At 71.2% G+C, this 22,469-nt stretch carries 16 protein-coding genes and 1 pseudogene; 13 read left to right on the top strand and 4 right to left on the bottom strand.

Going from position 1 to position 22,469, the window contains the following annotated elements:
• Nucleotides 1-99 precede the first annotated feature (99 nt).
• Entirely contained in the window at nt 100-1,614 is a 1,515-nt protein-coding gene (locus ACIRQH_RS06045) for an SDR family NAD(P)-dependent oxidoreductase (protein ID WP_358819816.1), read from the top strand.
• A gap of 267 nt (nt 1,615-1,881) precedes the next feature.
• On the opposite strand, the gene ACIRQH_RS06040 is transcribed toward ACIRQH_RS06045, so the two are convergent.
• On the bottom strand, nt 1,882-2,478 hold the full coding sequence (locus ACIRQH_RS06040; protein WP_388871008.1) for an HD domain-containing protein: 597 nt from the start codon (nt 2,476-2,478) through the stop codon (nt 1,882-1,884).
• A 533-nt stretch (nt 2,479-3,011) separates the two neighbouring features.
• Between ACIRQH_RS06040 and ACIRQH_RS06035 the strand changes: the two genes are divergently transcribed.
• The gene (locus tag ACIRQH_RS06035; protein ID WP_355863918.1) at nt 3,012-3,185 is read left to right on the top strand and encodes a hypothetical protein; all 174 of its coding nucleotides are present in this window, start codon (nt 3,012-3,014) and stop codon (nt 3,183-3,185) included.
• 170 nt (nt 3,186-3,355) lie between these two features.
• Here ACIRQH_RS06035 and ACIRQH_RS06030 read toward each other — a convergent pair whose 3' ends face one another.
• Nucleotides 3,356-4,696, bottom strand: a complete 1,341-nt coding sequence (locus tag ACIRQH_RS06030) for an amidase (RefSeq protein ID WP_388871005.1) — start codon at nt 4,694-4,696, stop codon at nt 3,356-3,358.
• Between the two features lie 335 nt (nt 4,697-5,031).
• On the opposite strand from ACIRQH_RS06030, the pseudogene ACIRQH_RS06025 reads away from it, so the two are divergent.
• Nucleotides 5,032-5,442: pseudogene (locus tag ACIRQH_RS06025) on the top strand (alpha-1,3/4-fucosidase); the annotation flags it as partial.
• 34 nt (nt 5,443-5,476) lie between these two features.
• On the opposite strand, the gene ACIRQH_RS06020 reads toward ACIRQH_RS06025, so the two are convergent.
• Complete coding sequence (locus tag ACIRQH_RS06020; protein ID WP_388871002.1) at nt 5,477-6,526, bottom strand: LacI family DNA-binding transcriptional regulator; 1,050 nt, start codon at nt 6,524-6,526, stop codon at nt 5,477-5,479.
• A gap of 220 nt (nt 6,527-6,746) precedes the next feature.
• Here ACIRQH_RS06020 and ACIRQH_RS06015 point away from each other — a divergent pair, with 220 nt between their 5' ends.
• The 6 genes from ACIRQH_RS06015 to ACIRQH_RS05990 all read left to right on the top strand — a co-directional run bounded on the left by ACIRQH_RS06015 (nt 6,747) and on the right by ACIRQH_RS05990 (nt 16,325).
• Entirely contained in the window at nt 6,747-8,033 is a 1,287-nt protein-coding gene (locus ACIRQH_RS06015) for an ABC transporter substrate-binding protein (RefSeq protein WP_404224414.1), read from the top strand.
• A 6-nt stretch (nt 8,034-8,039) separates the two neighbouring features.
• Nucleotides 8,040-9,011, top strand: a complete 972-nt coding sequence (locus ACIRQH_RS06010; RefSeq protein ID WP_404224412.1) for a carbohydrate ABC transporter permease — start codon at nt 8,040-8,042, stop codon at nt 9,009-9,011.
• Complete coding sequence (locus tag ACIRQH_RS06005) at nt 9,008-9,922, top strand: carbohydrate ABC transporter permease (protein ID WP_388870994.1); 915 nt, start codon at nt 9,008-9,010, stop codon at nt 9,920-9,922. The genes ACIRQH_RS06010 and ACIRQH_RS06005 overlap by 4 nt, the downstream gene beginning before the upstream one ends.
• A gap of 69 nt (nt 9,923-9,991) precedes the next feature.
• Complete coding sequence (locus ACIRQH_RS06000; protein ID WP_404224410.1) at nt 9,992-11,224, top strand: glycosyl hydrolase; 1,233 nt, start codon at nt 9,992-9,994, stop codon at nt 11,222-11,224.
• 43 nt (nt 11,225-11,267) lie between these two features.
• Nucleotides 11,268-13,268, top strand: coding sequence for an endo-beta-N-acetylglucosaminidase (locus tag ACIRQH_RS05995; protein WP_404224408.1), 2,001 nt, complete (start codon nt 11,268-11,270; stop codon nt 13,266-13,268).
• A gap of 33 nt (nt 13,269-13,301) precedes the next feature.
• The gene (locus ACIRQH_RS05990) at nt 13,302-16,325 is read left to right on the top strand and encodes an alpha-mannosidase (protein WP_404224407.1); all 3,024 of its coding nucleotides are present in this window, start codon (nt 13,302-13,304) and stop codon (nt 16,323-16,325) included.
• A gap of 124 nt (nt 16,326-16,449) precedes the next feature.
• Here the strand turns inward: ACIRQH_RS05990 and ACIRQH_RS05985 are convergent, their stop codons facing one another.
• Nucleotides 16,450-17,184 (bottom strand): FadR/GntR family transcriptional regulator, encoded by a 735-nt coding sequence (locus ACIRQH_RS05985; protein WP_358819806.1) that lies wholly within the window; start codon nt 17,182-17,184, stop codon nt 16,450-16,452.
• Between the two features lie 194 nt (nt 17,185-17,378).
• Here ACIRQH_RS05985 and ACIRQH_RS05980 point away from each other — a divergent pair, with 194 nt between their 5' ends.
• From ACIRQH_RS05980 to ACIRQH_RS05965, 4 genes are all read left to right on the top strand, one after another.
• Nucleotides 17,379-18,455, top strand: coding sequence for a sugar ABC transporter substrate-binding protein (locus tag ACIRQH_RS05980; RefSeq protein ID WP_358819805.1), 1,077 nt, complete (start codon nt 17,379-17,381; stop codon nt 18,453-18,455).
• Entirely contained in the window at nt 18,452-20,008 is a 1,557-nt protein-coding gene (locus tag ACIRQH_RS05975) for a sugar ABC transporter ATP-binding protein (protein WP_404224404.1), read from the top strand. The genes ACIRQH_RS05980 and ACIRQH_RS05975 overlap by 4 nt, the downstream gene beginning before the upstream one ends.
• Nucleotides 20,001-21,026, top strand: coding sequence for an ABC transporter permease (locus ACIRQH_RS05970; RefSeq protein WP_358819803.1), 1,026 nt, complete (start codon nt 20,001-20,003; stop codon nt 21,024-21,026). Before ACIRQH_RS05975 ends, ACIRQH_RS05970 begins: the two co-directional genes overlap by 8 nt.
• 75 nt (nt 21,027-21,101) lie before the next feature.
• On the top strand, nt 21,102-22,457 hold the full coding sequence (locus ACIRQH_RS05965; protein ID WP_404224402.1) for an enolase C-terminal domain-like protein: 1,356 nt from the start codon (nt 21,102-21,104) through the stop codon (nt 22,455-22,457).
• Nucleotides 22,458-22,469: the final 12 nt, after the last annotated feature.

The following is a 22,469-nucleotide window of genomic DNA, read 5'->3' as shown; positions in this document are numbered from 1 at the left end:
CCACGGGTTTGGTGCCGCGCGCGATTGGTCCGTAAAATTCCGCCTTCGAAAGCGAGCGCGGTTCGAACGCGGCGCACAACCCGAGGAACGGCAGCAGCGATGACGGTGACAGACGACGGCCGGGCGACCCCCGCCGTGGACACGACAGAGGTGGCCGACGTCGCGTTCGGTCCCGGTATCGACCCCGAGCGGCTGGCCGTCTGCCTCGGCGTGCTCGACGAACTCGACAAGATCGACGTCGACCACCCCGACGCCATCGCCGTGCGCCGCGCCACCGCGGGCGTCTACCGGACCGTGAAGCAGCGCCGCCGCCAGGATCGCCGCGCCGCCAAGACGGCCCACGACAAGCAGGTCACCGAGTCCACCGCGACCGGCTCCGCCCAGCGCATCGACGACGAGACCGAGGGCATCCTCCCGTCCTCGGTGACGGAGGAGGGCAGGATCGCCGGGATACTCCAGCGCCCGCGCTCCTGCTACACCTGCAAGACCCGCTACGTCGAGGTCGACTACTTCTATCACCAGCTCTGCCAGGACTGCGCCGCCCTGAACCGCTCCCGCCGCGACGCCCGCGCCGACCTCACCGGCAAGCGCGCCCTGCTCACCGGTGGCCGCGCCAAGATCGGCATGTACATCGCGCTGCGCCTGCTGCGTGACGGTGCCCACACCACCATCACCACCCGCTTCCCGCACGACGCGATCCGCCGCTTCAAGGCCATGGACGACTCGGCGGACTGGATCCACCGCCTGGAGGTCGTCGGCATCGACCTGCGCGACCCGGCACAGGTCGTGTCCCTCGCCGAACGGATCGCAGCGCAGGGCCCGCTCGACATCCTGATCAACAACGCGACCCAGACCGTACGGCGGCTGCCCTCCGCCTACGCCGCGCTCGTCGAGGGCGAGAGCGCCCCGCTGCCGGCCGGTGAGCTGCCCGCCCGCCACGTCATCGGTGCCTTCAACTCCGGCGCCGTCGACGGACTGACCGCGCTGCCCGCCGGAGTGTCCGGCCTGGACGCGCAGAAGGTCGCCGACCTCGCCCTGGTCGCCGGCAACGCCAGCGTGGTCCGGCACCGTGACGGCACCGCCATCGACGCGGGCGGCCTGCTGCCGGACGTCGTCGACAGCAACACCTGGGTGCAGACCATCGAGCAGATCTCCCCGGTGGAGCTGCTGGAGACCCAGCTGTGCAACTACACGGCGCCGTTCATCCTGATCAGCGCCCTGCGCCCGCAGATGGCCGAGGCAGCCCGCACGACGTCCGCCGGGCGCTCCTACATCGTCAACGTCTCGGCGATGGAAGGCGTGTTCGGCCGCGGCTACAAGGGCGCGGGCCACCCCAACACGAACGCGGCGAAGGCCGCCATGAACATGGTGACGCGCACCAGCGCCCAGGAGATGTTCCAGACCGACGGCATCCTGATGACCTCGGTCGACACCGGCTGGATCACCGACGAGCGCCCGCACTACGACAAGCTCCGGCTGGCCGACGAGGGCTTCCACGCCCCGCTCGACCTGGTCGACGGCGCGGCCCGCGTCTACGACCCGATCGTGCGCGGCGAGCTGGGCGAGGACCTGTACGGCGTCTTCCTCAAGGACTACGCGCCCGGCAAGTGGTGAACGACGGGCGGCGCGTCGGATGACGTGCTCTCGGTGAGGTGTCCCGGTGGCGTCCGTCGGCAGGTCCGGCGGACGCCACCGGCGCGCCGGGCGGCACCGCCGGGTCACGGCTCGGCCGGCACCCGACTTCGTCGACGCACGGCACCGCCGTCCCCCGGCGGAATCGCCCGGACCGCTCCCACGCCGGGCCGCAGTCCTGGCGGGCCGCGCTGCGGGCGGGTCGGGGCCGCGCGTCCCGGCCGGCTCGCCGCCCCGTCCGCGACTCCGTCAGTCGACGGTGTCGAGGCGAGCCGTGCGGGACGCCACCAGTTCCAGTACGGGCCGCCAGTCCTCCATGACCCCGGCGTCCAGTCCGACGACCTTTCCCGCGTCGTCCGCCTGTCGCAGGGTCACCGCGTCCTCGGCCAGCGGGTCCCGCTCGAAGGCGGCCACCTCCCGCGGGCTCATCGCGCCGCCCTGGGCCATCAGCGTCAGCGCGCTCTGCGGGGACAGCCCGCGGCCCGGCGACGTGGCCGCCAGGTAACGCTTCGCCGCCACATGCAGCTCGACGAGACGGGCGACCCGGTCACCGAGCAGCGGCCGCACCGCCGCGGCGGCGTGGTCGGCGTGCCCGGCGTCGTCGCCCGGCCTCAGTAGATGCCCGAGGTCGTGCACCAGTCCGGCGACCTGGAGCTCCTTGTCGCTGGGGCGTTCCCGGCGCAGCAACGCGGCGGTCTGCAGGCCGTGATCGTGCAGATCGACCGGGTCGCCGACGGGGGTCCCTCCGCCCGGGCGAAGCCGGGAGCCGGGGGTGTCGGGCGTGTCCCACGCGCCCCGGCAGGCGTGCAGCAGATCCATCAGATCGTCGACGCCGCGCAGCTCCATGCGTCGGTCCTCCCACGAGAAAGCCTGTGCCGGCCGTCAGCAGACCATGGCCTTCTTGCGAACCGGCCAACGGGACCTGAACTGCACAACCGCCTCCGGTGATGTCCGGCAGGGTCGACGCCCGTCGGCCGCTGGTGACTTCAGACTGGCCCCTGACACGTCCTGATGCCCTCCCCTATGGTCGGTATTGAGCCGAATGGGTGGCGGCGAAGGGGGCATCGTGTTTCAAATCGCCGCAGATCGGGGCCTGATGGGGCCGGAGTCGACCCGCGACGGTAACGCGAAGTTTTCGGCCCCATCGAGCAGTCGCCCGCTCATTTGGTTACCCTGTAGCCGACGGGCAGCCTTACTGGGGTCCACCCACACCCACGGTCCGTCCCGGGACATGCCGGTCACCACGGCCTGCTCTCACCCGAGTTACCGGCGCCACCGCGTCCCTAACTGCCTTCGACTCAAACCCGAGCGGACGTCAGGCGGCCGGAGCAGACCGGACCGCACGTCCCGAGGGTGACCCGACACATAAGGAGTGCGCGGTGACACCAGAGAAGACGAATCGCGATCAGCGCCCCAAGGAACGTACGGAGCGCGCCGGCGGTGCCGACATCAAGCTCGGCAGCCTGGAAGTGTGGGCCAGGTCCGCCCCGATCCGCCTCGCGGGCTACGAGGACGACCTCGCCGAGCCCCACATCCTCCCCAGCGTCGACTGACCGACGCCGGGATCGGTCCATCGCGATCGCTGACGGCATGGGCGTGCACGGTTCACGCCCATGCCCCTCAGAACAGCCGCGGCCGGCTACCGGCCGCGGCTCCCGTGTACTCCGACGAGGGTGAGTCCACCCCTCCCGGGACACTCCTCCCGGGACACCTCCCGGTCGAGCTAGTCGAGCCGCGCGGTACGCCGCCACGGGTTCAGTACCTCCAGCTGTCCGGCCACGTCCAGCAGCGCCGCCTCGGAGCCGGGACGGCCGACGAGTTGTACGGCGCACGGGGCACCGCTCGGCAGGGTGCCGAAAGGCACCGCCATCGCCGGCCAGCCGGTGAGGTTCCACGGCGGAGTCATCGGCGAATAGGCCGTGTTGGCCAGGATGTTGCGCAGCCAGCCCCGCTCGTGCCAGGCCACGGAGGCGGGGCTCCGGCGTGCCAGCGCCGGGGTGAGCAGCACGTCGTGCTCCGCGAAGAACGGCGCCAGCCGCGCGCGCAGCTGCTCGCGACGGACCCCCGTGCGGACCCCGGTCACGAAGCGGCGCCCGACGGCCGCGTGCACGCGAGTGCGCCGGGTGAGCCGGCGCGGGTCGAGGTCCTCGGCGTCCACCGCCGTGCCCGCCGTCCAGTGGGCGAGCGAGGTCGTGCTCAGCCAGACCGGGTACGACGGGTTCGCGGGCCGCACCCGGTGCCCCGCCTCGGACAGCAGCGCGGCCGCCTGACGGGCCGCGGTCGTATACGGTCGGGTGACCCTGACGCCGGCCAGGGGACTGCGCACCGAGACGGCGATGGTGCGGGTGACGGGCTCCGCGGGCGGCGGCTGCTCGGTGTCGGCCAGCACGGAGAACATCAGGCGGGTGTCCTCGACGGTCGTGGCCAGGGGCCCGTTCTCCGACATGCCGAACCAGTCGCCGTGGCCGATCCCGGCCGGGACCACGCCGTGGCCCGGTTTCAGGGCGACCAGGCCGCAGTTCGCGGCGGGGATCCGCAGCGACCCCATGCCGTCGTTGCCGAGCGCGATGGGCGTCATCCCGGCGGCCACCGCCGCGGCGCTCCCGCCGGAGGACCCGCCCGCCGTCCGGGACAGGTCCCAGGGGTTCCGGGCGGTGCCGTGCACCCCCTCGGTGGTGCCGAACACGCACAGCTCGGGCACGTTCGTCAGTCCCACCACCACGGCACCGGCAGCGCGCAGCCGGGCCACCGTGACGTGGTCCTCGTCCGCGGGGGTGTCCGGGGTCGCGGCGGAGCCGTTGCGCCGCGCCTCGCCGCGCACCGCGAGATTGTCCTTCACCGCCACCGGCACACCCGCGAGGGCGAGGCGCCCGAGGTCCCGGGAGAGCAGCTCGTCCGCCTCCGCGAGCGCCGCCTCGGCCCGTACCGTCCGGAAGGCGCCGACCCGGCCGTCGAGCCGCTCGATCCGCGCGAGGTGTTCGGCCACCACCTCGCGCGGTGTGACCCGCTGTTCGCGGACGGCGGCGGCGATCTCGGTGGCGGTCCGGCCGACCCAGGTGGTCACGGGCGCTCCTCGCTCCATGTCGTACTGGTGAGTAGTACGTGTACGGGGTGCACTCTGCCCGGCGCGGGGCCGCCGCGTCGAGAGCCGTCCGCCGTGGACATTCGGTGGGGCCCTGTCGGGCTTTCGCGCGGGCGTCGGCCGACGTTCCCGTGGTCCCGCGGGTCATCCGATCACTAGCGCAACTCCGCTCGCCGAAAGCCCCGTTGACCGTCACCTGGGGTCGATCGATCGTCAGACCTCCGATGAATCAGGGCGGTGTCCCCCTCGATGCCCGTGACCATCAGGGGCCCTCCGTGCGGAAGCCGACCACTCACCGACCCGAGGAGCCTCCGCCGATGACCGTCTCCCGGCGCCGCTTCGGACTGACGTCCACCGCCCTCGCCGCGTGGACCGGCACCTCCGTGACACTCGTCGTGCCGGACCAGTCCCTGTGCCGCATCCCGGTGGGCCCCGACGACATCCGGGAGGAACCGGTCCGCAAGGCCTCCCAAGTCCGGCCGACCGAACGGCAGATCGCCTGGCAGCGCCTGGAACGCACCGCCTTCCTGCACTTCGGCGTCAACACGTTCACCGGCCTGGAGCGGGGGACCGGTGACGAGGACCCGCAGCTCTTCCGGCCCACGGGACCCGACACCGGCCAGTGGGCCCGCGCCCGGCGCGACGGCGGATTCCGGCTCGCCGTCCTCACCGTCGGGCACCACGACAGCTTCGTCCTCTACCCCTCGCGCTACACCGGGCACTCCCTCCCGCCCGTCACCCCCGTGCGTCCCGGCGATTGCTTCACGGCCCCGCCGTGCAGGGTCCCGTGCTCTCGCGCTCGATCAGCCGCGGAACCGGGACCCGCACCGTCCGCGCCGGCCCACCGTCCAGGAGCGCCGTCAGCTCCTGTGCCGCCGTGCGGCCGAACTCGACCGTGTCCCGGGACAGCGCGGACAACCACGGCTTGACCATGCGGCAGAGCGGCGAGTCCTCCCAGGCGACCACCGACACCGCGCCCGGCACGGAGAACCCCAGCTCGCTCGCGGCGGCGACACCGGCCAGGGCCATCACGTCGTTGTCGTAGACGAGCGCGCTGGGCGGCTCCGCGTCCTCCAGCAGACGCCGGGTGACCGCCGCGCCCTGCGCGTCCGAATAGTCGGTGGTCACCGAGCGGACCTCGGGCAGGCCGCGCCGCTCCGCCTCGGCCCGCAGGGTGCGGATGCGCCGCTCGGTGTGGGCGAGCCCCGGCAGGCCCGCGATGTGCACGATCCTGCGGTGGCCCAGGCCGTACAGGGCGTCGACGACCGCCGCCATCGCGCCCGCGTCGTCCGCCCACACGGTGGACATCCCCGGGTGCAGGGCGTCCGGCGCCCCGCCGATGACCACGGCGGGCAGGCCGAGTTCGTCGAGGAGCCCCGGGCGCGGATCGTCGACGCGCGGGTCCACCACGAGCACACCGTCCACGCGGTGCTCGGCCCACCAGCGCCGGTACACCGCGCACTCGGCGTCCACGTCCTCGACCACCTGGAAGAGCAGGCCGAGATGACGCTCCGCCAGCACCTCCTGGATGCCCGAGATCAGCTGGAGGAAGAACGAGTCCACGCCCAGGGCGTCGGCGGGCCGCGCCACCACCAGGCCGACGGTGGCCGCACCCTCGCCGGAGAGCTGGCGCGCCGCGGTGCTCGGCCGCCAGCCGAGCTGCTCGGCGACCCGGCGGACCCGGTCGCGGGTGACCTCGGAGACGCCGGGCCGGTCGTTCAGCGCGAAGGAGACCGCGCTCTCGGAGACTCCGGCGCGCCGCGCGATGTCCTTCATCGTCGGCCGCCGCGCCGGAGACCGTTTGGCTGGCACGGGACTCCCCATTTCTTCAGGTCGTGTACTAAAGCGCTTGAGTCCTGACAGCCTAAAGCGCATTAGCGATCTCGCGCAAGAGAGCTGTCCAATCGCTCTGACCTGCACTAATGTCACGCGAATTCATTTAGTGGATGCCAATCCATTGACTTCGCCGACGGCTGCCGGGCATGGTCGCTGGCGCCACCACCCGCAGACGCCGCAAGGGAGCCGTGTCACCGTGCCCATACCCCGCAGAGCACTTGTCGCCGCCGCCGTCGCCCTCGTCCTGCCGCTGAGCGCCTGCGGTTCCGGCGACAGCGGCAGCTCGACGGACGCCTCCGGCAAGATCGAGGGCGACATCACCTTCCAGACCTGGAACCTGAGGGCCAATTTCAAGCCCTACTTCGAGGGTGTCGTCGCCGACTTCGAGAAGAAGTACCCCGGTACGCACGTGAAGTGGATCGACCAGCCCGCAGAGGGCTACGCCGACAAGATCAGCGCCGACGCGGCGGGCGGCACCCTGCCCGACGTCGTGAACGTCTCTCCCGACCTCGTCGCCCCGCTCGCCAAGGCCGGACTCGCCCTCGACCTCGACAAGTCGGCCGCCCGGGACAAGAAGGAGTACCTGGCGGGAGCCTGGGCCGGCCACCAGGTGCCGGGCATGACCGGCACCTACGCCTTCCCCTGGTACCTCAACACCGGGCCGCTGTTCTACAACAAGTCGCTCTTCGAGAAGGCGGGCCTCGACGCGGCCCAGCCGCCGACGACGTACGACGAACTCTTCACGGACGCCCTCCGCCTGGCGGACAAGAGCGACGGCAAGGTCGCCACCCTCGCCAACGTGCCAACCATCGAGGACTTCGGCCGCTATGGCGTCGAGCTGATGAACAAGGAGGGCAGCGCGTTCTCCTTCAACGACGCCAAGGGCGTACAACTACTCACCAAGTACAAGGAGTTGTACGACGCCAAGGCGCTCGATCCGCAGGCGCTCACCGCCACCCCCGAGTCGTCCGGCAAGAAGTTCCTGACCGGCGCCGTCGCGATGAACCCCGGCAGCGCACTGGACCTCGGCAACTTCAAGAAGCAGGCGCCGAACCTGTACAAGAACATCGGCATCACGGACCAGATCACCAGCACCGGCAAGGTGAACATGTACGTGATGGGCGTGATGGTCAACGCCCGGACCAAGCACACCCCGGCCGCGGTCGCCTTCGCGCACTTCGTCACCGACGCCGAGAACCAGATGTCCTTCGCCAAGAAGGTCGCGATCTTCCCGAGCACCGCGGGCTCGCTGGACGACCCGTACTTCACCAAGGAGGACGGCACGGACGAGACGCGCGTGCGGGTCGCCGCCGCCAAGTCCCTGAAGAACGCGGTCAACTACACGCCGGTCCTGTTCAGCGAGCAGATGAAGACGGCGCTGCGCAACGAGATCGCCAAGGCGCTGCAGGGCAAGCAGAGCCCCAAGACGGCACTGGACAACGCTGTCAAGGCCTGTGACACGCTGCTGCGGCAGCAGGGCTGAGCGGTCATGGCGAGTTCCTCCAGCACCGCGCGGGCGCCCCGCGCACTGTCCCGGGAGAGGCGGGCCGGCTCCCGGCCGGCCTCGCCGGAGCCGCGGCCCGGCACCCGCGTGCGACGCCAACTGGGCACCAGCCCCTGGCTGTTCGCCGCTCCGGGCCTCGTGGTCGTGGGCGTCTTCATCCTCTACCCGTTCGTCTCGACGGTGATCAACTCCTTCACCGACCGTCGCACGCTGATCCCCGGCGAGTTCGTGGGCCTGGCCAACTTCCGGGAACTGCTGCACGACCAGATGTTCTGGACCGGTCTGCGCAACAGCACGCTGTACGTCCTCGGGGTCGTCCCCGCGCTCGTCCTGCTGCCGCTGCTGCTCGCCCTCCTGGTCCAGAAGAACATCCCCGGCATCGCCTTCTTCCGGTCCGCCTTCTACACCCCGGTCGTCGCGTCGATCGTCGTGGTCGGACTCGTCTGGGTGTGGCTCCTCGACGAGCGCGGGCTGGTGAACTCGCTGCTGGAGGCGGTCGGGGCCGGCAAGGTCGGCTTCCTGAGCGACCAGTGGCTGCTCCTGCTCAGCGCCATGGCCGTCACGGTCTGGAAGGGCCTCGGCTACTACATGATCATTTATCTGGCCGCGCTCGCCAACGTGCCACGGGAGCTGCACGAGGCCGCCGCGGTGGACGGAGCGGGGGCGGTGCGCCGCTTCCTCACGGTCACCGTGCCCGCCGTCCGGTCCACCATGGTCCTGGTCGGCGCGCTCTCGTCGGTCGCCGCCTTCAAGGTGTTCTCCGAGGTGTACCTGATGGCCGGCCCCGACGGCGGCCCGGCCGGCGAGGACACCACCCTCGTCATGCTCGTCCAGCGCACCGGCACCGGACTGACCGGTCGCGTCGGCTACGCGTCCGCCATCTCGGTGGTCGTCTTCGTCGTCACCGTCGCGCTGATGCTGCTCGTGCTGCGCGCCGACCGCAAGGAGGACGCATGAGCACGCCGGTGAAGAACCGCACCGCCGAACCGCCCCCAACAGCGGAGCGCCCGCGCCGTCGCCGGGTCACCGACGACCACGGACAACGTGTCCCGCTGTGGGAACTCGCCCTGCGCTACCTGCTGTTGCTCGCCGTCCTCGCCCTGACCGTCGGCCCCTTCCTGTGGCAGCTGTCCACCTCGCTCAAGGGACCCACCGAGGACATCTTCAGCTCGCCGCCCAGGTTCCTGCCCGGCGACCCGACCCTGCACAACTACCGGCGCGTCGCCGACACCATCCCGGTGTGGGACTACGCCCTCAACTCCCTCAAGGTGGCGGGCGCCAACGTCGTCACCAACTGCGTGGGCTCGGCCCTCGCGGGGTACGCCCTGGCCCGGCTGCGCTACCGCGGGCGGCGGGTGGCCACCCTGGTCTTCATCCTGGCCATGCTGGTGCCCGTCGAGGGCATCATCATCGCCCAGTTCACGACCATGCGGGAACTCGGCCTGAACAACACGCTCATCGGGGTCGTGCTGCCCGGCTGCGTCGGCGCGATGAACGTCCTGCTGATGCGCAACGCCTTCCTCAACCTCCCCTACGAGATCGAGGAGGCGGCCTTCGTCGACGGCGCCAACGTGTGGCAGCGGTTCCTGCGGATCGCGCTGCCCTCGGTCAAGGGCACCCTCGCCGTCGTCGCGATCTTCGCCTTCATGGGGGCCTGGGACGACTTCCTGTGGCCGCTCATCGTGCTCAGCGACCCCTCCAAGTTCACCCTCACCATCGGACTCAACTACCTGCACGGCACCTTCGCCAACGACGAACGCCTCGTCGCCGCCGGCACGGTCATCGCCGTGGCACCCCTGATCGCCCTCTTCGCCTGCCTCCAGAGGTACTTCTTCCGCGGTGTCGGCGAGGGAGCCGTCAAGGGCTGACGCCCGTCCGGAGCGGGCCGCCGACCCGCGCTCCGCCGTCCTGTCGTTCCGATTCGCAAGGATCCCCGCATGCCTTCTGCCGTGCGCTTCGGCGTCAACTACACCCCCAGCCAAGGGTGGTTCCACCACTGGCTCGACTTCGACCTGGACTCGGTCCGCGCCGATCTCGACTCCATCGCCGCGCTCGGCCTCGACCACATCCGGGTCTTCCCGCTGTGGCCCTACTTCCAGCCCAACCGCACCCTGATCCGCCCGCGCGCCGTCGAGCAGCTCGTCGCGCTCGCCGACGCCGCCGCCGAGCGTGGACTCGACGTCAACGTGGACGGCCTGCAAGGGCATCTGTCGAGCTTCGACTTCCTGCCCGCGTGGACACAGACCTGGCACCGGCGGAACATCTTCACCGACCCGGACGTCGTCGCGGGGGAGGCGGCGTACCTGCGGACGCTGGCCGCGGCTCTCGCCGACCGGCCGAACTTCATCGGGATGACCATCGGCAACGAGGTCAACCAGTTCGCGGCCGGACCCCACCCCGACCCCGACCGCATCACCGAGGAGCAGGCCGGGGCGTGGCTGCGGCGGCTGCTCGACGCCTGCGAGGAGGGCGCCCCCGGCAAGCCGCACCTGCACGCCTCGTACGACGCCGCCTGGTACCAGGACGACCAGCCGTTCACCCCCGGCCACTCGGCCCGACTCGGCGCCATGACCGCCGTCCACTCATGGGTGTTCAACGGCACGGCGCAGCGCCACGGCCGGACCGGCGTCGCCACCGAACACCACGCCGCGTACCTGATCGAGCTGTCCAAGGCATGGTCGGACGACCCGCACCGTCCGGTCTGGCTCCAGGAGGTCGGCGCGCCCGCCCCGCTCATCCCCGCCGAGCACGCCGCCGCCTTCACCGAGGCCACCGTCACGAACGCCCTCGACTGCCCCGACCTGTGGGGCGTGACCTGGTGGTGCTCGCACGACGTCAGCCGCGATCTCGCCGACTTCCCCGAACTCGAGTACAGCCTCGGCCTGTTGACGAGTGACCGGCGGACGAAGCCCGCAGGGGACACCATCGCCCGGATCGCCGGAAGGGACCGTCCCGGCGTACCCGCCGTCCGCACCACCGCACTCGTCGTCGACACCGCGCCGGGCCGTTCCGCGTGCGCGCCTGGCGGCCCCGTCTTCGAGGCCTTCGCCCGGCTGACCGCCGACGGGGTCCGCCCCACCACCGTCCTCGCGAGCCGCGCCACCGACGGCGAACACCTCGTCGCGCGCGGTATCACCGAGGTCGTCACACCGGATCAGGTGACCGCCTGAGCCGAGCACCGTAATCCGTTCCCCACACGATACGGAGCACATCGTGAACCTCAGCAGACGTGCCGTCCTGTTCGCCGGAGCCGGCGTCGCCGCCGGACTCGTCCCCGCTCTGCCGGGCACGGCGGCCGCGGCGGCCCGTGACCTCCAGCCGTACGCCTCCTACTGGTACCCCGACTCGCTGCCCACCGGCACCCCGGGCACCGGCATCACCTGGCGAAGCCTGACGTCGTGGCGCGCCGACACCGACACCGACCTCGCGTTCAACGCCTCCACCGTGCCGCTCGCCACCCGCTTCACCCCCGTCCCCGCCAACACCACGGCACGTTCGGGACAGGCCCGCGTCCAGTCGCTCGTCTCCTTCGGACCGACGGCCCAGAACCCCTCGCAGGGCGCGGCCACCGCCGACTACTACGCGCTGACCCACTGGTCCTACCTCGACGAACTCGTCTTTTGGGGCGGCTCGTCGGGCGAGGGCCTGATCCTCGCGCCGAACGCGCCGATCGTGGACGCCGCGCACCGGCACGGCGTCCCGGTCCTCGGCAACGTGTTCCTGCCGCCCGCCGCGTACGGCGGTCAACTGCGGTGGACCCGCGACCTCGTGCAGAGGGACGCCGAGGGGCGCTACCCGCTCGCCGCGCAACTCGTCGCCGTCGCCGAGGCGTACGGCTTCGACGGCTGGTTCGTCAACGCCGAGACGGGCGGCGGCGATCCGGCGCTCGCCACCGGCATGCTCGGCTTCCTCGGGGAGCTGAAATCGCTGGGCGCGGCCAGGGGACAGCGCGTCACCTGGTACGACGCGATGACCGTGAACGGCTCGGTCAGCTGGCAGGGCGCGCTGAACAACCAGAACAAGGCGTTCTTCCAGGCGGCCGACTCGATGTTCCTCGACTTCCGCTGGACCCCCGCCGCACTGGCCTCGTCCGGGACGACGGCCGAGCAACTCGGCCGCAGCCGCGACGCGTTGTGGGCAGGCGTCGACGTCGAGGCGAACGGCACGAACGCCTCCGTGAACTGGGACGCCATCGTCCCCGCCACGAAGACGCACGTCACCTCCGTCGGCTACTACCGGCCCGAGTGGACGCGGAACCACCTGCCGGCCGGCCGCAGCCCCGGCGACTTCCACGCGGCCGACGACGCCTTCTGGACCGGTGCCTCCCTCGACCCCGCGCGGCCCGACACCACCGCCCGCTGGCGTGCGCCCGCCGTCTTCGTCGCCGACCGCTCCACCGTCACCTCCCTCCCTTTCGCGACCGTCTTCAACACCGGCCACGGCCTGAAGTGGTACGAGGACGGCGAGGCCACCGGAGACACCGCCTGGAACCATCTCGGCCTCCAGGACCGGCTGCCCTCCCGCCGCTGGGTGGTGCGCACCGGCGGCCTGCGCCCCTCGGTGACCTTCGACTTCGCGGACGCCTGGCGCGGCGGCAGCAGCGTCCTCCTCTCCGGCGATCTGGACGCCCCGGCCACCCTGGACCTCTACGCGACCAGGCTCCCGCTCGGTGAGGACACCGTCGTCGAGCTGACGCATCGCACGGACGCGGGTGACGTCTCCCTGGAGCTGGCGGTCGCCACGGACGACCCCGCGACGGCCGGCGCGGCACCCCCGTACACCTTTCTCCCGGTCCCCTCGGGCAGCGGCTGGCAGACCTCGACCGTGTCCCTTGCCGGGCTGACGGGGACCGTCCGGGCCCTCGGCGTCCGGCTGACCGGAGCCGGCGGGGCGGTGCGCTGGCGGCTCGGCGGACTCGCCGTCCGCAACGCCACCGAGGCCCCGGACGCGCCCACCGGCCTGCGCGTCACGGAAGCCGAGGGCGGCGACCTGCGCCTCGCCTGGCAGCCCGCACCCGGACCGGTGCGCCACTACGAGCTGTACCGGATCCTCCCCGACGGCACGCGCCGCTTCCAGGGCGGAACCTGCCAGCGTGCTTTCCACGTCGCCGGGCTCGCCCCTGAACAGGGAGAACCGGCCGCACGGTTCGAACTGCGCTCAGTGGGGGAACTGTTCAGCGTCTCCACGCCCGCCACGACCACGCACACCTGGTAACAACCCGCATCCCACACCCCACGGAGCACTCACATGCATGACGACCGCACCCTGGTCGAGTCCCGCCTCAAGCGCGTCCTGGACGAACGCATCCGTCCGGCCGTGTACCCCGAGTCCGTTCCGCTGGAGGTGGCGGTGTGGAACGCGCCCGGTGAACCCGTGCCGGTCGCCGAAGGGCTCGCCGCCCCGACGGAACCGATCGAGGTGGGCGCGCGCTGGGGTGCTCCGTGGGGCACCAGCTGGTTCCGGGTCTCCGGAACCGTTCCGGAGGCCTGGGCGGGCCGGACCGTCGAGGCCCTGCTCGACCTCGGCTTCGACGAGAACATGCCCGGCTTCCAGTGCGAGGGGCTCGTCTACCGGCCCGACGGCAGTCCCGTGAAGGGTCTCAACCCGCGCAACCAGTGGGTGAGGGTCGCGGCCCCGGCGGAGGGCGGCGAGCACGTCGACCTGCGCATCGAGGCGGCTTCCAACCCGGTCATCCTCGACTACCACCCCTTCCGGCCCACACAGCTCGGCGACAAGGAGACGGCGGGCAGTGAGCCGCAGTACACGCTCGCCCGCATGGACCTCGCCGTCCTCGACGAGGAGGTGTGGAACCTGGTCATCGACCTGGAGGTCCTCGGCGAGCTGATGGCCGAGCTGCCGGTGGAGTCCCCGCGCCGCTGGGACATCCTGCGCGCGGTGGAGCGCGCCCTGGACGCCGTCGACCTCCAGGACGTCAACGCGACGGCGGAACGGGCCCGTTCACTGCTGAGGGACGTCCTGGCCGCGCCCGCCGTGCCGTCGGCCCACCGGATCAGCGCCGTCGGGCACGCGCACATCGACTCGGCCTGGCTGTGGCCGTTGCGCGAGACGGTCCGCAAGGTGGCCCGCACGACCTCCAACATGACCGCGCTCATCGAGGACGAGCCCGACTTCGTCTTCGCCATGTCGCAGGCCCAGCAGTGGGCCTGGGTGAAGGAGCACCGGCCCGAGGTGTGGGCCCGGGTGAAGAAGGCGGTCGCCGACGGACGGTTCGTACCGGCCGGCGGCATGTGGGTCGAGTCCGACACCAACATGCCGGGCTCCGAGGCGATGGCCCGTCAGTTCGTGCACGGCAAGCGGTTCTTCATCGACGAGTTCGGCGTCGAGAACGACGAGGCGTGGCTGCCCGACACCTTCGGATTCGCCGCCGGGCTGCCGCAGATCATCAAGGCGGCCGGCTCCAAGTGGCTGCTCACCCAGAAGATCTCCTGGTCGCAGACCAACAAGTTCCCCCACCACACCTTCCGGTGGGAGGGCATCGACGGCACCCGGATCTTCACGCACTTCCCGCCCGTCGACACCTACAACTGCTCCATGAACGGGAGGGAGATCGCCCACGCGGCGAGCAACTTCAAGGACAAGGGCGCCGCCCGGCACTCCCTCGCCCCGACCGGCTGGGGCGACGGCGGTGGTGGCACCACGCGCGAGATGATCGCCAAGGCGGGCCGTCTCCGCGACCTCGAAGGCTCCGCGACCGTCGCCTGGGAGACCCCCGAGGACTTCTTCCGCAAGGCCGAGGCGGAGTACCCCGACGCGCCCGTGTGGGTCGGCGAGCTGTACCTGGAACTGCACCGTGCCACCCTCACCAGCCAGGCGAAGACCAAGCGGGGCAACCGGCACAGCGAGCACCTGCTGCGCGAGGCCGAACTGTGGGCCGCGACCGCCGCCGTCCGCACCGGATTCCCGTATCCGTACGAGGACTTGGACCGGATCTGGAAGACGGTCCTGCTCCACCAGTTCCACGACATCCTGCCGGGGTCGTCCATCGCCTGGGTCCACCGTGAGGCCCGCCGCACCTACGAGCGGGTCGCCGCCGAGCTGGAGGCCGTCATCGGGGCGGCACAGCGGGCGCTGGCGGGGGAGGGCTCGGCACCTCTGGTCTTCAACTCGGCGCCGCACGCCCGCGACGGGGTGCCCGCCGGCGGCGCACGGACCCCGGCGGTGCTCGGCGAGACGGCTCTCGCACCCCGCGTGGACGGCGGCTACGTCCTGGACAACGGCGTGCTGCGCGTCGAGATCGACGAACGGGGACTCGTCGTGTCGGCGTTCGACCTGTCCGCCGACCGGGAGACGGTCGCACCGGGGCAGGCGGCGAACCTGCTGCAACTCCACCCCGACTTCCCGAACATGTGGGACGCCTGGGACGTCGACGAGTTCTACCGGAACACGGTCACCGATCTGGCCGACGCCGACGAGGTCGCACCGGGTGAGGACGGTGTCTCGGTACGGATCGTCCGATCCTTCGGCGCGTCGAAGGTCACTCAGGTGCTCTCGCTGTCGCCCGGCGAACAGCGCCTGGACATCGACACCGAGGTCGACTGGCACGAGACCGAGAAGTTCCTGAAGCTCGCCTTCCCGCTCGACGTGCACGCCGAACGGTACGCCTCGGAGACCCAGTTCGGGCATTTCCACCGGCCCACCCACACCAACACCTCGTGGGAGGCGGCCAAGTTCGAGGCCTGCAACCACCGCTTCGTGCACATCGAGGAACCGGGATGGGGCGTCGCGCTGGTCAACGACTCGACGTACGGCCACGACGTCACCCGCGCCGTACGCGACAGCGACTCCGGTACGACGACCACGGTCCGGGTCTCGCTGCTGCGCGCGCCGCGCTTCCCCGACCCGGAGACCGACCAGGGCATCCACCGGTTCCGTCACGCACTCGTCCCCGGCGCGGCGATCGGCGACGCGGTGCGCGAGGGCTGGCGCATCAACCTGCCGGAGCGGCGGCTGGCGGGCTCGGGCTCCCAGGAGATCCTGCCCCTGGTCGGCGTCGGACAGGACGCCGTCGTGGTGACGGCGGTCAAGCTGGCCGACGACGAGAGCGGTGACGTGGTCGTACGGTTCCACGAGTCGCGTGGCGGCCGGTCGCGGGCCACTCTGACCGTGGGCTTCGCGTTCGACGACGTCACGGTGACGGACCTGCTGGAGCGGCCGCTCGCCGACGCGGCGGAGCCCGAGCGGGACGGGACGCGACTGCGGGTGTCCCTGAGGCCGTTCGAGCTGGTCACGCTCCGGCTGAAGCGGGCCTGAGACCCGACGCCGCGGACCTGCCCCACCAGGGCTCGTCCGCGGCGTCGGCCCGACACCCCGGCCCCTGCCGGGGACCTCCCGTGGGCGAAGCGGCCGGCAGCGGGGGGGCCTTCATGGACCCTGGCTACGGCGCGAGCTGCGACCGCAGCCACTGCTCCACCTCGCCGACGTGCGCGGCCGCCGCCGTCCGTGCCGCCTCCGGGTCGCGCGAGACCAGCGCACGGTGGATCGCCGCGTGCTCGCGCCGGGTGCGCTCGAAGGCGCCCTCCTCCTGGTAGCCGCGCCAGACGCGGGCGCGGAAGGTGCGGGAGGAGAGCCCGTCCAGGATGGCGGTCATCGTCTCGTTGCCCGCGGCGGCGACGATCTCGCGGTGGAAGGCGAGATCGTGGGCGAGGATCTGCTCCGGATCGTCGGTCGCGTTCATCGCCGTCAAGTGCTTCTCGACCTCGGCCAGTTGGTCCGGGGTGATCCGTGCGGCAGCCATCGCGGTGGCCGTCGACTCCAGGATGCGGCGCAGTTCCAGCAGTTCGACGAGCTGGGGACCACGGGAGAGATCGGCCACCACCCCGAACGTCTCCAGCAGGTCCCCCGCCTCCAACTGGGTGACGTAGATGCCCGATCCGTGCCGTGCCTCCAGCACGCCGAGGACCGTGAGCGCCCGGATCGCCTCGCGCATCGAACTGCGGGAGATGCCCAGCTGGGACGCCAGGTCCCGCTCGGTCGGCAGCCGCTGTCCCGGCTCCAGCCGGCCCTCCCGGATCAGCGCCTTGATCTGCTCGATGGCGCGCTGGGTCACGGTGCCCTTCGGCGGAGCGGGATCCTTGCCGGGCTCCGCCCCGACGGGCTGACTCTCGTCCACGCCACTTCCTCCTGTTGCCGGGTGCGCCGCAGTCTAACGACCGAAGTGGTCGGACCACTATGGCCGGAAACTGTGAATAGTTGGCTCCAGAGGGTGTCGGAAGCCCGAAGTGGTCTGATAAATATTCGTCCCGGTCGGTAGAGGGACCTCCGGCCACCCGTCCTGCTCGATCACGCTCTATGAGGAGCCGTCAGATGGCCGGCAGAACTGTGCGGAACAGGCGAATCCCGTCGCGGACGGTGTGTGCGGCGGCGGTGGCCGCCTGCGCGACCCTCGTGCTCGCGGCGTGCGGCAGCACGAAGGACGACGTCGCCTCGGGCGGCGGAAAGGGGGACGGAGGCGGCAAGGTGGGGGTGATCCTGCCCCTGCTGACCTCACCGTTCTGGCAGTCGTACAACGACTACGTGCCGAAGATGGCGACGTCGCAGGGCGTGGACGCCCTCAAGACCGTCAACTCCAACAGCGACCCCTCGCAGCAGATCACCGACATCAACAACCAGCTCAACCAGGGCGTCGAGGGCCTGGTGGTCGCCCCGCTGGACAGCGCCGCGATCGCCGCGGGCCTCGACCAGGCCGAGCGCAAGGGCGTCCCCGTGGTCGCCGTCGACGTGGCGCCCGAGAAGGGCAAGGTCGCGATGGTCGTACGCGCCGACAACGAGGCGTACGGCGAGAAGGCCTGCCAGTACCTCGGCAAGCAGATCAGCTCCGGCAAGGTCGTACAGATCATGGGCGACCTGGCGTCCGTCAACGGCCGCGACCGCTCCGAGGCGTTCCGCTCCTGTGTGCGGAAGAACTTCCCGAAGCTGAAGGTCCTGGAGATCCCCGCCAAGTGGGAGTCCGACACCGCGGCCTCCAAGCTGGACACCCTGCTGAACGCCAACCCCGACATCAAGGGCATCTACATGCAGGCGGGCGGTGTCTACCTCGCGCCCACCCTGCAGACCCTCAAGTCCAAGGGAATGCTGAAGAAGGCGGGCGCGGCCGGGCACATCACGATCGTCTCGAACGACGGCATCCCGCAGGAGTTCGACGCCATCCGCAAGGGCGAGATCGACGCGACCGTCTCCCAGCCGGCCGATGCCTACGCCAAGTACGGCATGTACTACATCAAGGCCGCGATGCAGGGGAAGACGTTCAAGCCCGGACCGACCGATCACGACTCCGAGATCGTGAAGCTGCCCGGCGGCATCCTGGAGGACCAGCTCCCCGCGCCGCTCGTCACCAAGGAGAACGTGGACGACCCCAAGCTCTGGGGCAACACGGTCAAATGAGCACCCCACTGGTCGAGGCGCGGGGGATCACCAAACGGTACGGTCCCACCGTCGCTCTCCGAGACGGTCGGCTCGCCGTGTTCCCCGGCGAGTCCCATGCCCTGGTCGGCCGCAACGGCGCCGGCAAGTCCACCCTCGTCACCCTGCTCACCGGCCTCCAGGCACCCGACGAGGGGACGATCCGCTTCGACGGCCGGCCCGCGCCCCCGCTCGCCGACCGTGACGCCTGGCGGCGCAAGGTGGCCTGCGTCTACCAGAAGCCCACCGTCGTACCCGAGTTGACGGTCGCCGAGAACCTCTTCATCAACCGCCAGCCGGCGGGCCGGGGCGGCTTCATCAGCTGGCGCCGGCTCCGGTCCGAGGCGGCGCGGCTGCTGGAGACCTGGGACGTGCGCGTCGACCCGGACGCCCGCACCGCCGACCTCAAGGTCGAGGACCGGCAGATGGTCGAGATCGCGCGGGCGCTCTCCTTCGGCGCCCGGTTCATCGTCCTCGACGAACCCACCGCCCAGCTCGACAGCCGGGAGATCGAGCGGCTCTTCACCCGGATGCGGGGGCTCCAGGAATCCGGCGTCACCTTCCTGTTCATCTCGCACCACCTCCAGGAGGTGTACGAGGTCTGCCAGACGGTCACGGTCCTGCGGGACGCCCGCTGGATCACCACGGCGCCGGTCGCCGAACTCCCGCGCCCGGCACTGGTCGAGGCCATGGCGGGCGAGTCGATCGCCGAACTGACCATCGCCCCGAGGGAGTCGGACGACGACGCGCCCGTGGTCCTGGACGCCACGGATCTCACCTCCCCCGCGTACGAGCGGATCGATCTGACCGTGCGCCGGGGCGAGGTCGTCGGGCTCGCCGGGTCCAGCGGCAGCGGCAAGACCGAACTGGCCGAGTCCTTCGCAGGACTGCACACCCCCACCGGTGGCAGCGCCCGGCTGGGCGGCGAGCGGCTCCCGTTCGGTGACGTGGCCGCCGCGCTGAAGGCCGGAGTCGGCTGCGTTCCGCGGGACCGGCACGAGCAGGGCCTGGTGCCCGGGATGAGCGTCGGTGACAACGCCACCCTGAGCGTCCTGAACCGGCTGGGCCGCCACGGGTTCATCGGCACCGGCCGCCGACGCGGCTTCGCCGCCGGGCTCATCGAACGCCTCGGCATCCACACCGAAGGGCCCGAGCAGCCCGTCTCCGACCTCTCGGGCGGCAACGCGCAGAAGGTCGTCATGGCCCGTGCGCTCGCCTCGGACCCGCGTCTGCTCGTCCTGATCAACCCGACCGCGGGCGTCGACGTCAAGTCCAAGGAGTCCCTGCTGTCCCGGATGGACAGCACCCGTGAGGACGGCACCGCCGTGCTGGTCGTCTCCGACGAACTCGACGACCTGCGCCGCTGCGACCGCGTCCTCGTCCTCTTCCACGGCCGTGTCGTCGCCGAGCATCCGGCGGGCTGGCGCGACCACGAGCTGATCGCCTCCATCGAAGGAGTGGACCATGGCAACGGCACCGCCGCGGGGAACACCCCCGGGACCCCCGGCAGCGGCGGGGGAGGCCGGGATGACTGAGACGACGACCTCGCCGCTCACCCCCTCCCACACCCCCGACCCGCGCGCCGCCAAGGCCGTACTCCTGCGCAGGGCCCGCGAACTCGCCCTTGTACCGGCGCTGTTGCTGCTGGTCGTGCTCGGTGCGTTCGTCAACGACTCCTTCCTCACCGAACGCAACATCATCTCCATCCTCGGCGCCTCGGCCGCCCTCGCGATGGTCGTGCTCGCCGAGTCGCTCGTCCTCATCACCGGGAAGTTCGACCTGTCGCTGGAGTCCGTCGTCGGCATCGCGCCCGCCGTCGGCGCGCTGCTCGTGCTGCCCGCCGCCCAGTCGGGCTGGGGCACGGAGTTCCCCGCGGCGCTCGCCCTCCTCGCGATCCTCGTCGTGGGCGCGGCCATCGGGGCCTTCAACGGCATCCTCGTCGTGAAGTTCAAGCTGAACGCCTTCATCGTCACGCTCGCGATGCTGATCGTCCTGCGGGGGCTTCTGGTCGGCGCGACCAAGGGCAAGACCTTGTTCGGCATGCCCGACGCGTTCTTCTCCCTCGCCACCACGACGTTCCTGCGCATCCCGCTGTCGGTGTGGCTGGCAGCCGTCGCCTTCGCGGTCGCCGGTCTGGTCCTCAAGTACCACCGCGTCGGACGCGCGTTGTACGCCATCGGCGGCAACGCCGACGCGGCCCGCGCGGCCGGCATCCGTGTCGAGCGGGTGATGCTCGGGGTGTTCGTCGTCGGGGGTGTGCTCGCGTCCGTCGGCGGGATCATGCAGACCGGCTACGTCGGCGCCATCAGCGCCAACCAGGGCAACAACATGATCTTCACCGTGTTCGCCGCCGCTGTCATCGGCGGGATCAGTCTCGACGGCGGCAAGGGCACCATGTTCGGCGCCCTGACCGGCGTCCTCCTCCTCGGCGTGGTGCAGAACCTGCTAACGCTCGCCCAGGTGCCGTCCTTCTGGATCCAGGCCATCTACGGCGGGATCATCCTCGTCGCCCTCATGATCGCCCGGGTGACGACGGGACGCGCCCAGGACTGAGCGACCGAGCACCGGGGCGCGGACCGGCGGACGCCCCACCGCGAGGACCCCCTGTCACCGACCGAAAGGCCTTCCGTGTCCCCGACCCCCGCCCGCATCACCGCGGTCGACACCTTCGACGTCCGTTTCCCCACCTCGCGCGAGCTCGACGGCTCGGACGCGATGAATCCGGACCCCGACTACTCGGCGGCGTACGTCGTCCTGCGCAGCGACGCGGCGGACGGGGCCGAGGGGCACGGCTTCACCTTCACCATCGGGCGGGGCAACGATGTCCAGGTCGCCGCGATCGACGCACTGCGGGGGCATGTCCTCGGCCGGCCGGTGGACGAGCTGTGCGCCGATCCGGGCTCCCTCTCCCGGGACCTGGTCGGCGACAGCCAACTGCGCTGGCTCGGACCGGAGAAGGGCGTGATGCACATGGCGATCGGCGCCGTGGTCAACGCCGTGTGGGACCTGGCGGCCAAGCGCGCCCGCAAACCGCTCTGGCAGTTCCTCGCCGAGGCCGATCCCGCCTGGCTGGTCGGCCAGGTCGACTTCCGCTACATCACGGACGCGCTGACCCCGGACGAGGCGCTCCACCTCCTGCGCCGGGGCAGGGAAGGAGCGGCGGAGCGCACCGCGACCCTGCGCGACGAGGGATTCCCGGCCTACACCACCTCGCCCGGCTGGCTCGGCTACAGCGACGAGAAGCTCACCCGGCTCGCCGCCGAGGCGGTCGCCGGGGGATTCAGACAGATCAAACTGAAGGTGGGGGCGGACCTCGCGGACGACATACGCCGCTGCCGGGTCGCCCGCGCGGTGGTGGGCCCGGACATCCGCATCGCGATCGACGCCAACCAGCGCTGGAACGTGGACGAGGCGATCGACTGGACGCGCGCGCTCAGCGAGTTCGAGCCGTACTGGATCGAGGAGCCGACGAGCCCCGACGACATCCTCGGGCACGCCGCCGTGCGCGCGGCCGTCGCCCCCGTCAAGGTCGCCACCGGCGAACACGTGCAGAATCGCATCGTGTTCAAGCAACTCCTCCAGGCGGGCTCCGTCGACGTCCTGCAGATCGACGCGGCCCGGGTCGGCGGTGTCAACGAGAACCTCGCCATCCTGCTCCTCGCGGCCAAGTTCGGTGTCCCCGTCTGCCCGCACGCGGGAGGCGTCGGATTGTGCGAACTCGTCCAGCACCTCTCGATGTTCGACTTCGTCGGCCTGGCCGGCACCACCGACGACCGCGTCATCGAGTACGTCGACCATCTGCACGACCACTTCACCGAACCCGTGGTGATCCGCGACGGCCGTTACACGGCACCCACCGCGCCGGGGTTCTCCGCCACGATGCGCCCCGGGTCCATCGCGGAGTTCACCTACCCGGACGGCACCTTCTGGGCCGCCGACCTCGCCCGACGGGACGCCGACGAACGCAAGGGGAAGGCAGCATGACGGACCCCCAGG

This window comes from Streptomyces sp. NPDC102279, assembly GCF_044766365.1.
Lineage (GTDB): Bacteria > Actinomycetota > Actinomycetes > Streptomycetales > Streptomycetaceae > Streptomyces.
This window is presented reverse-complemented; position numbering and strand designations above follow the sequence as displayed.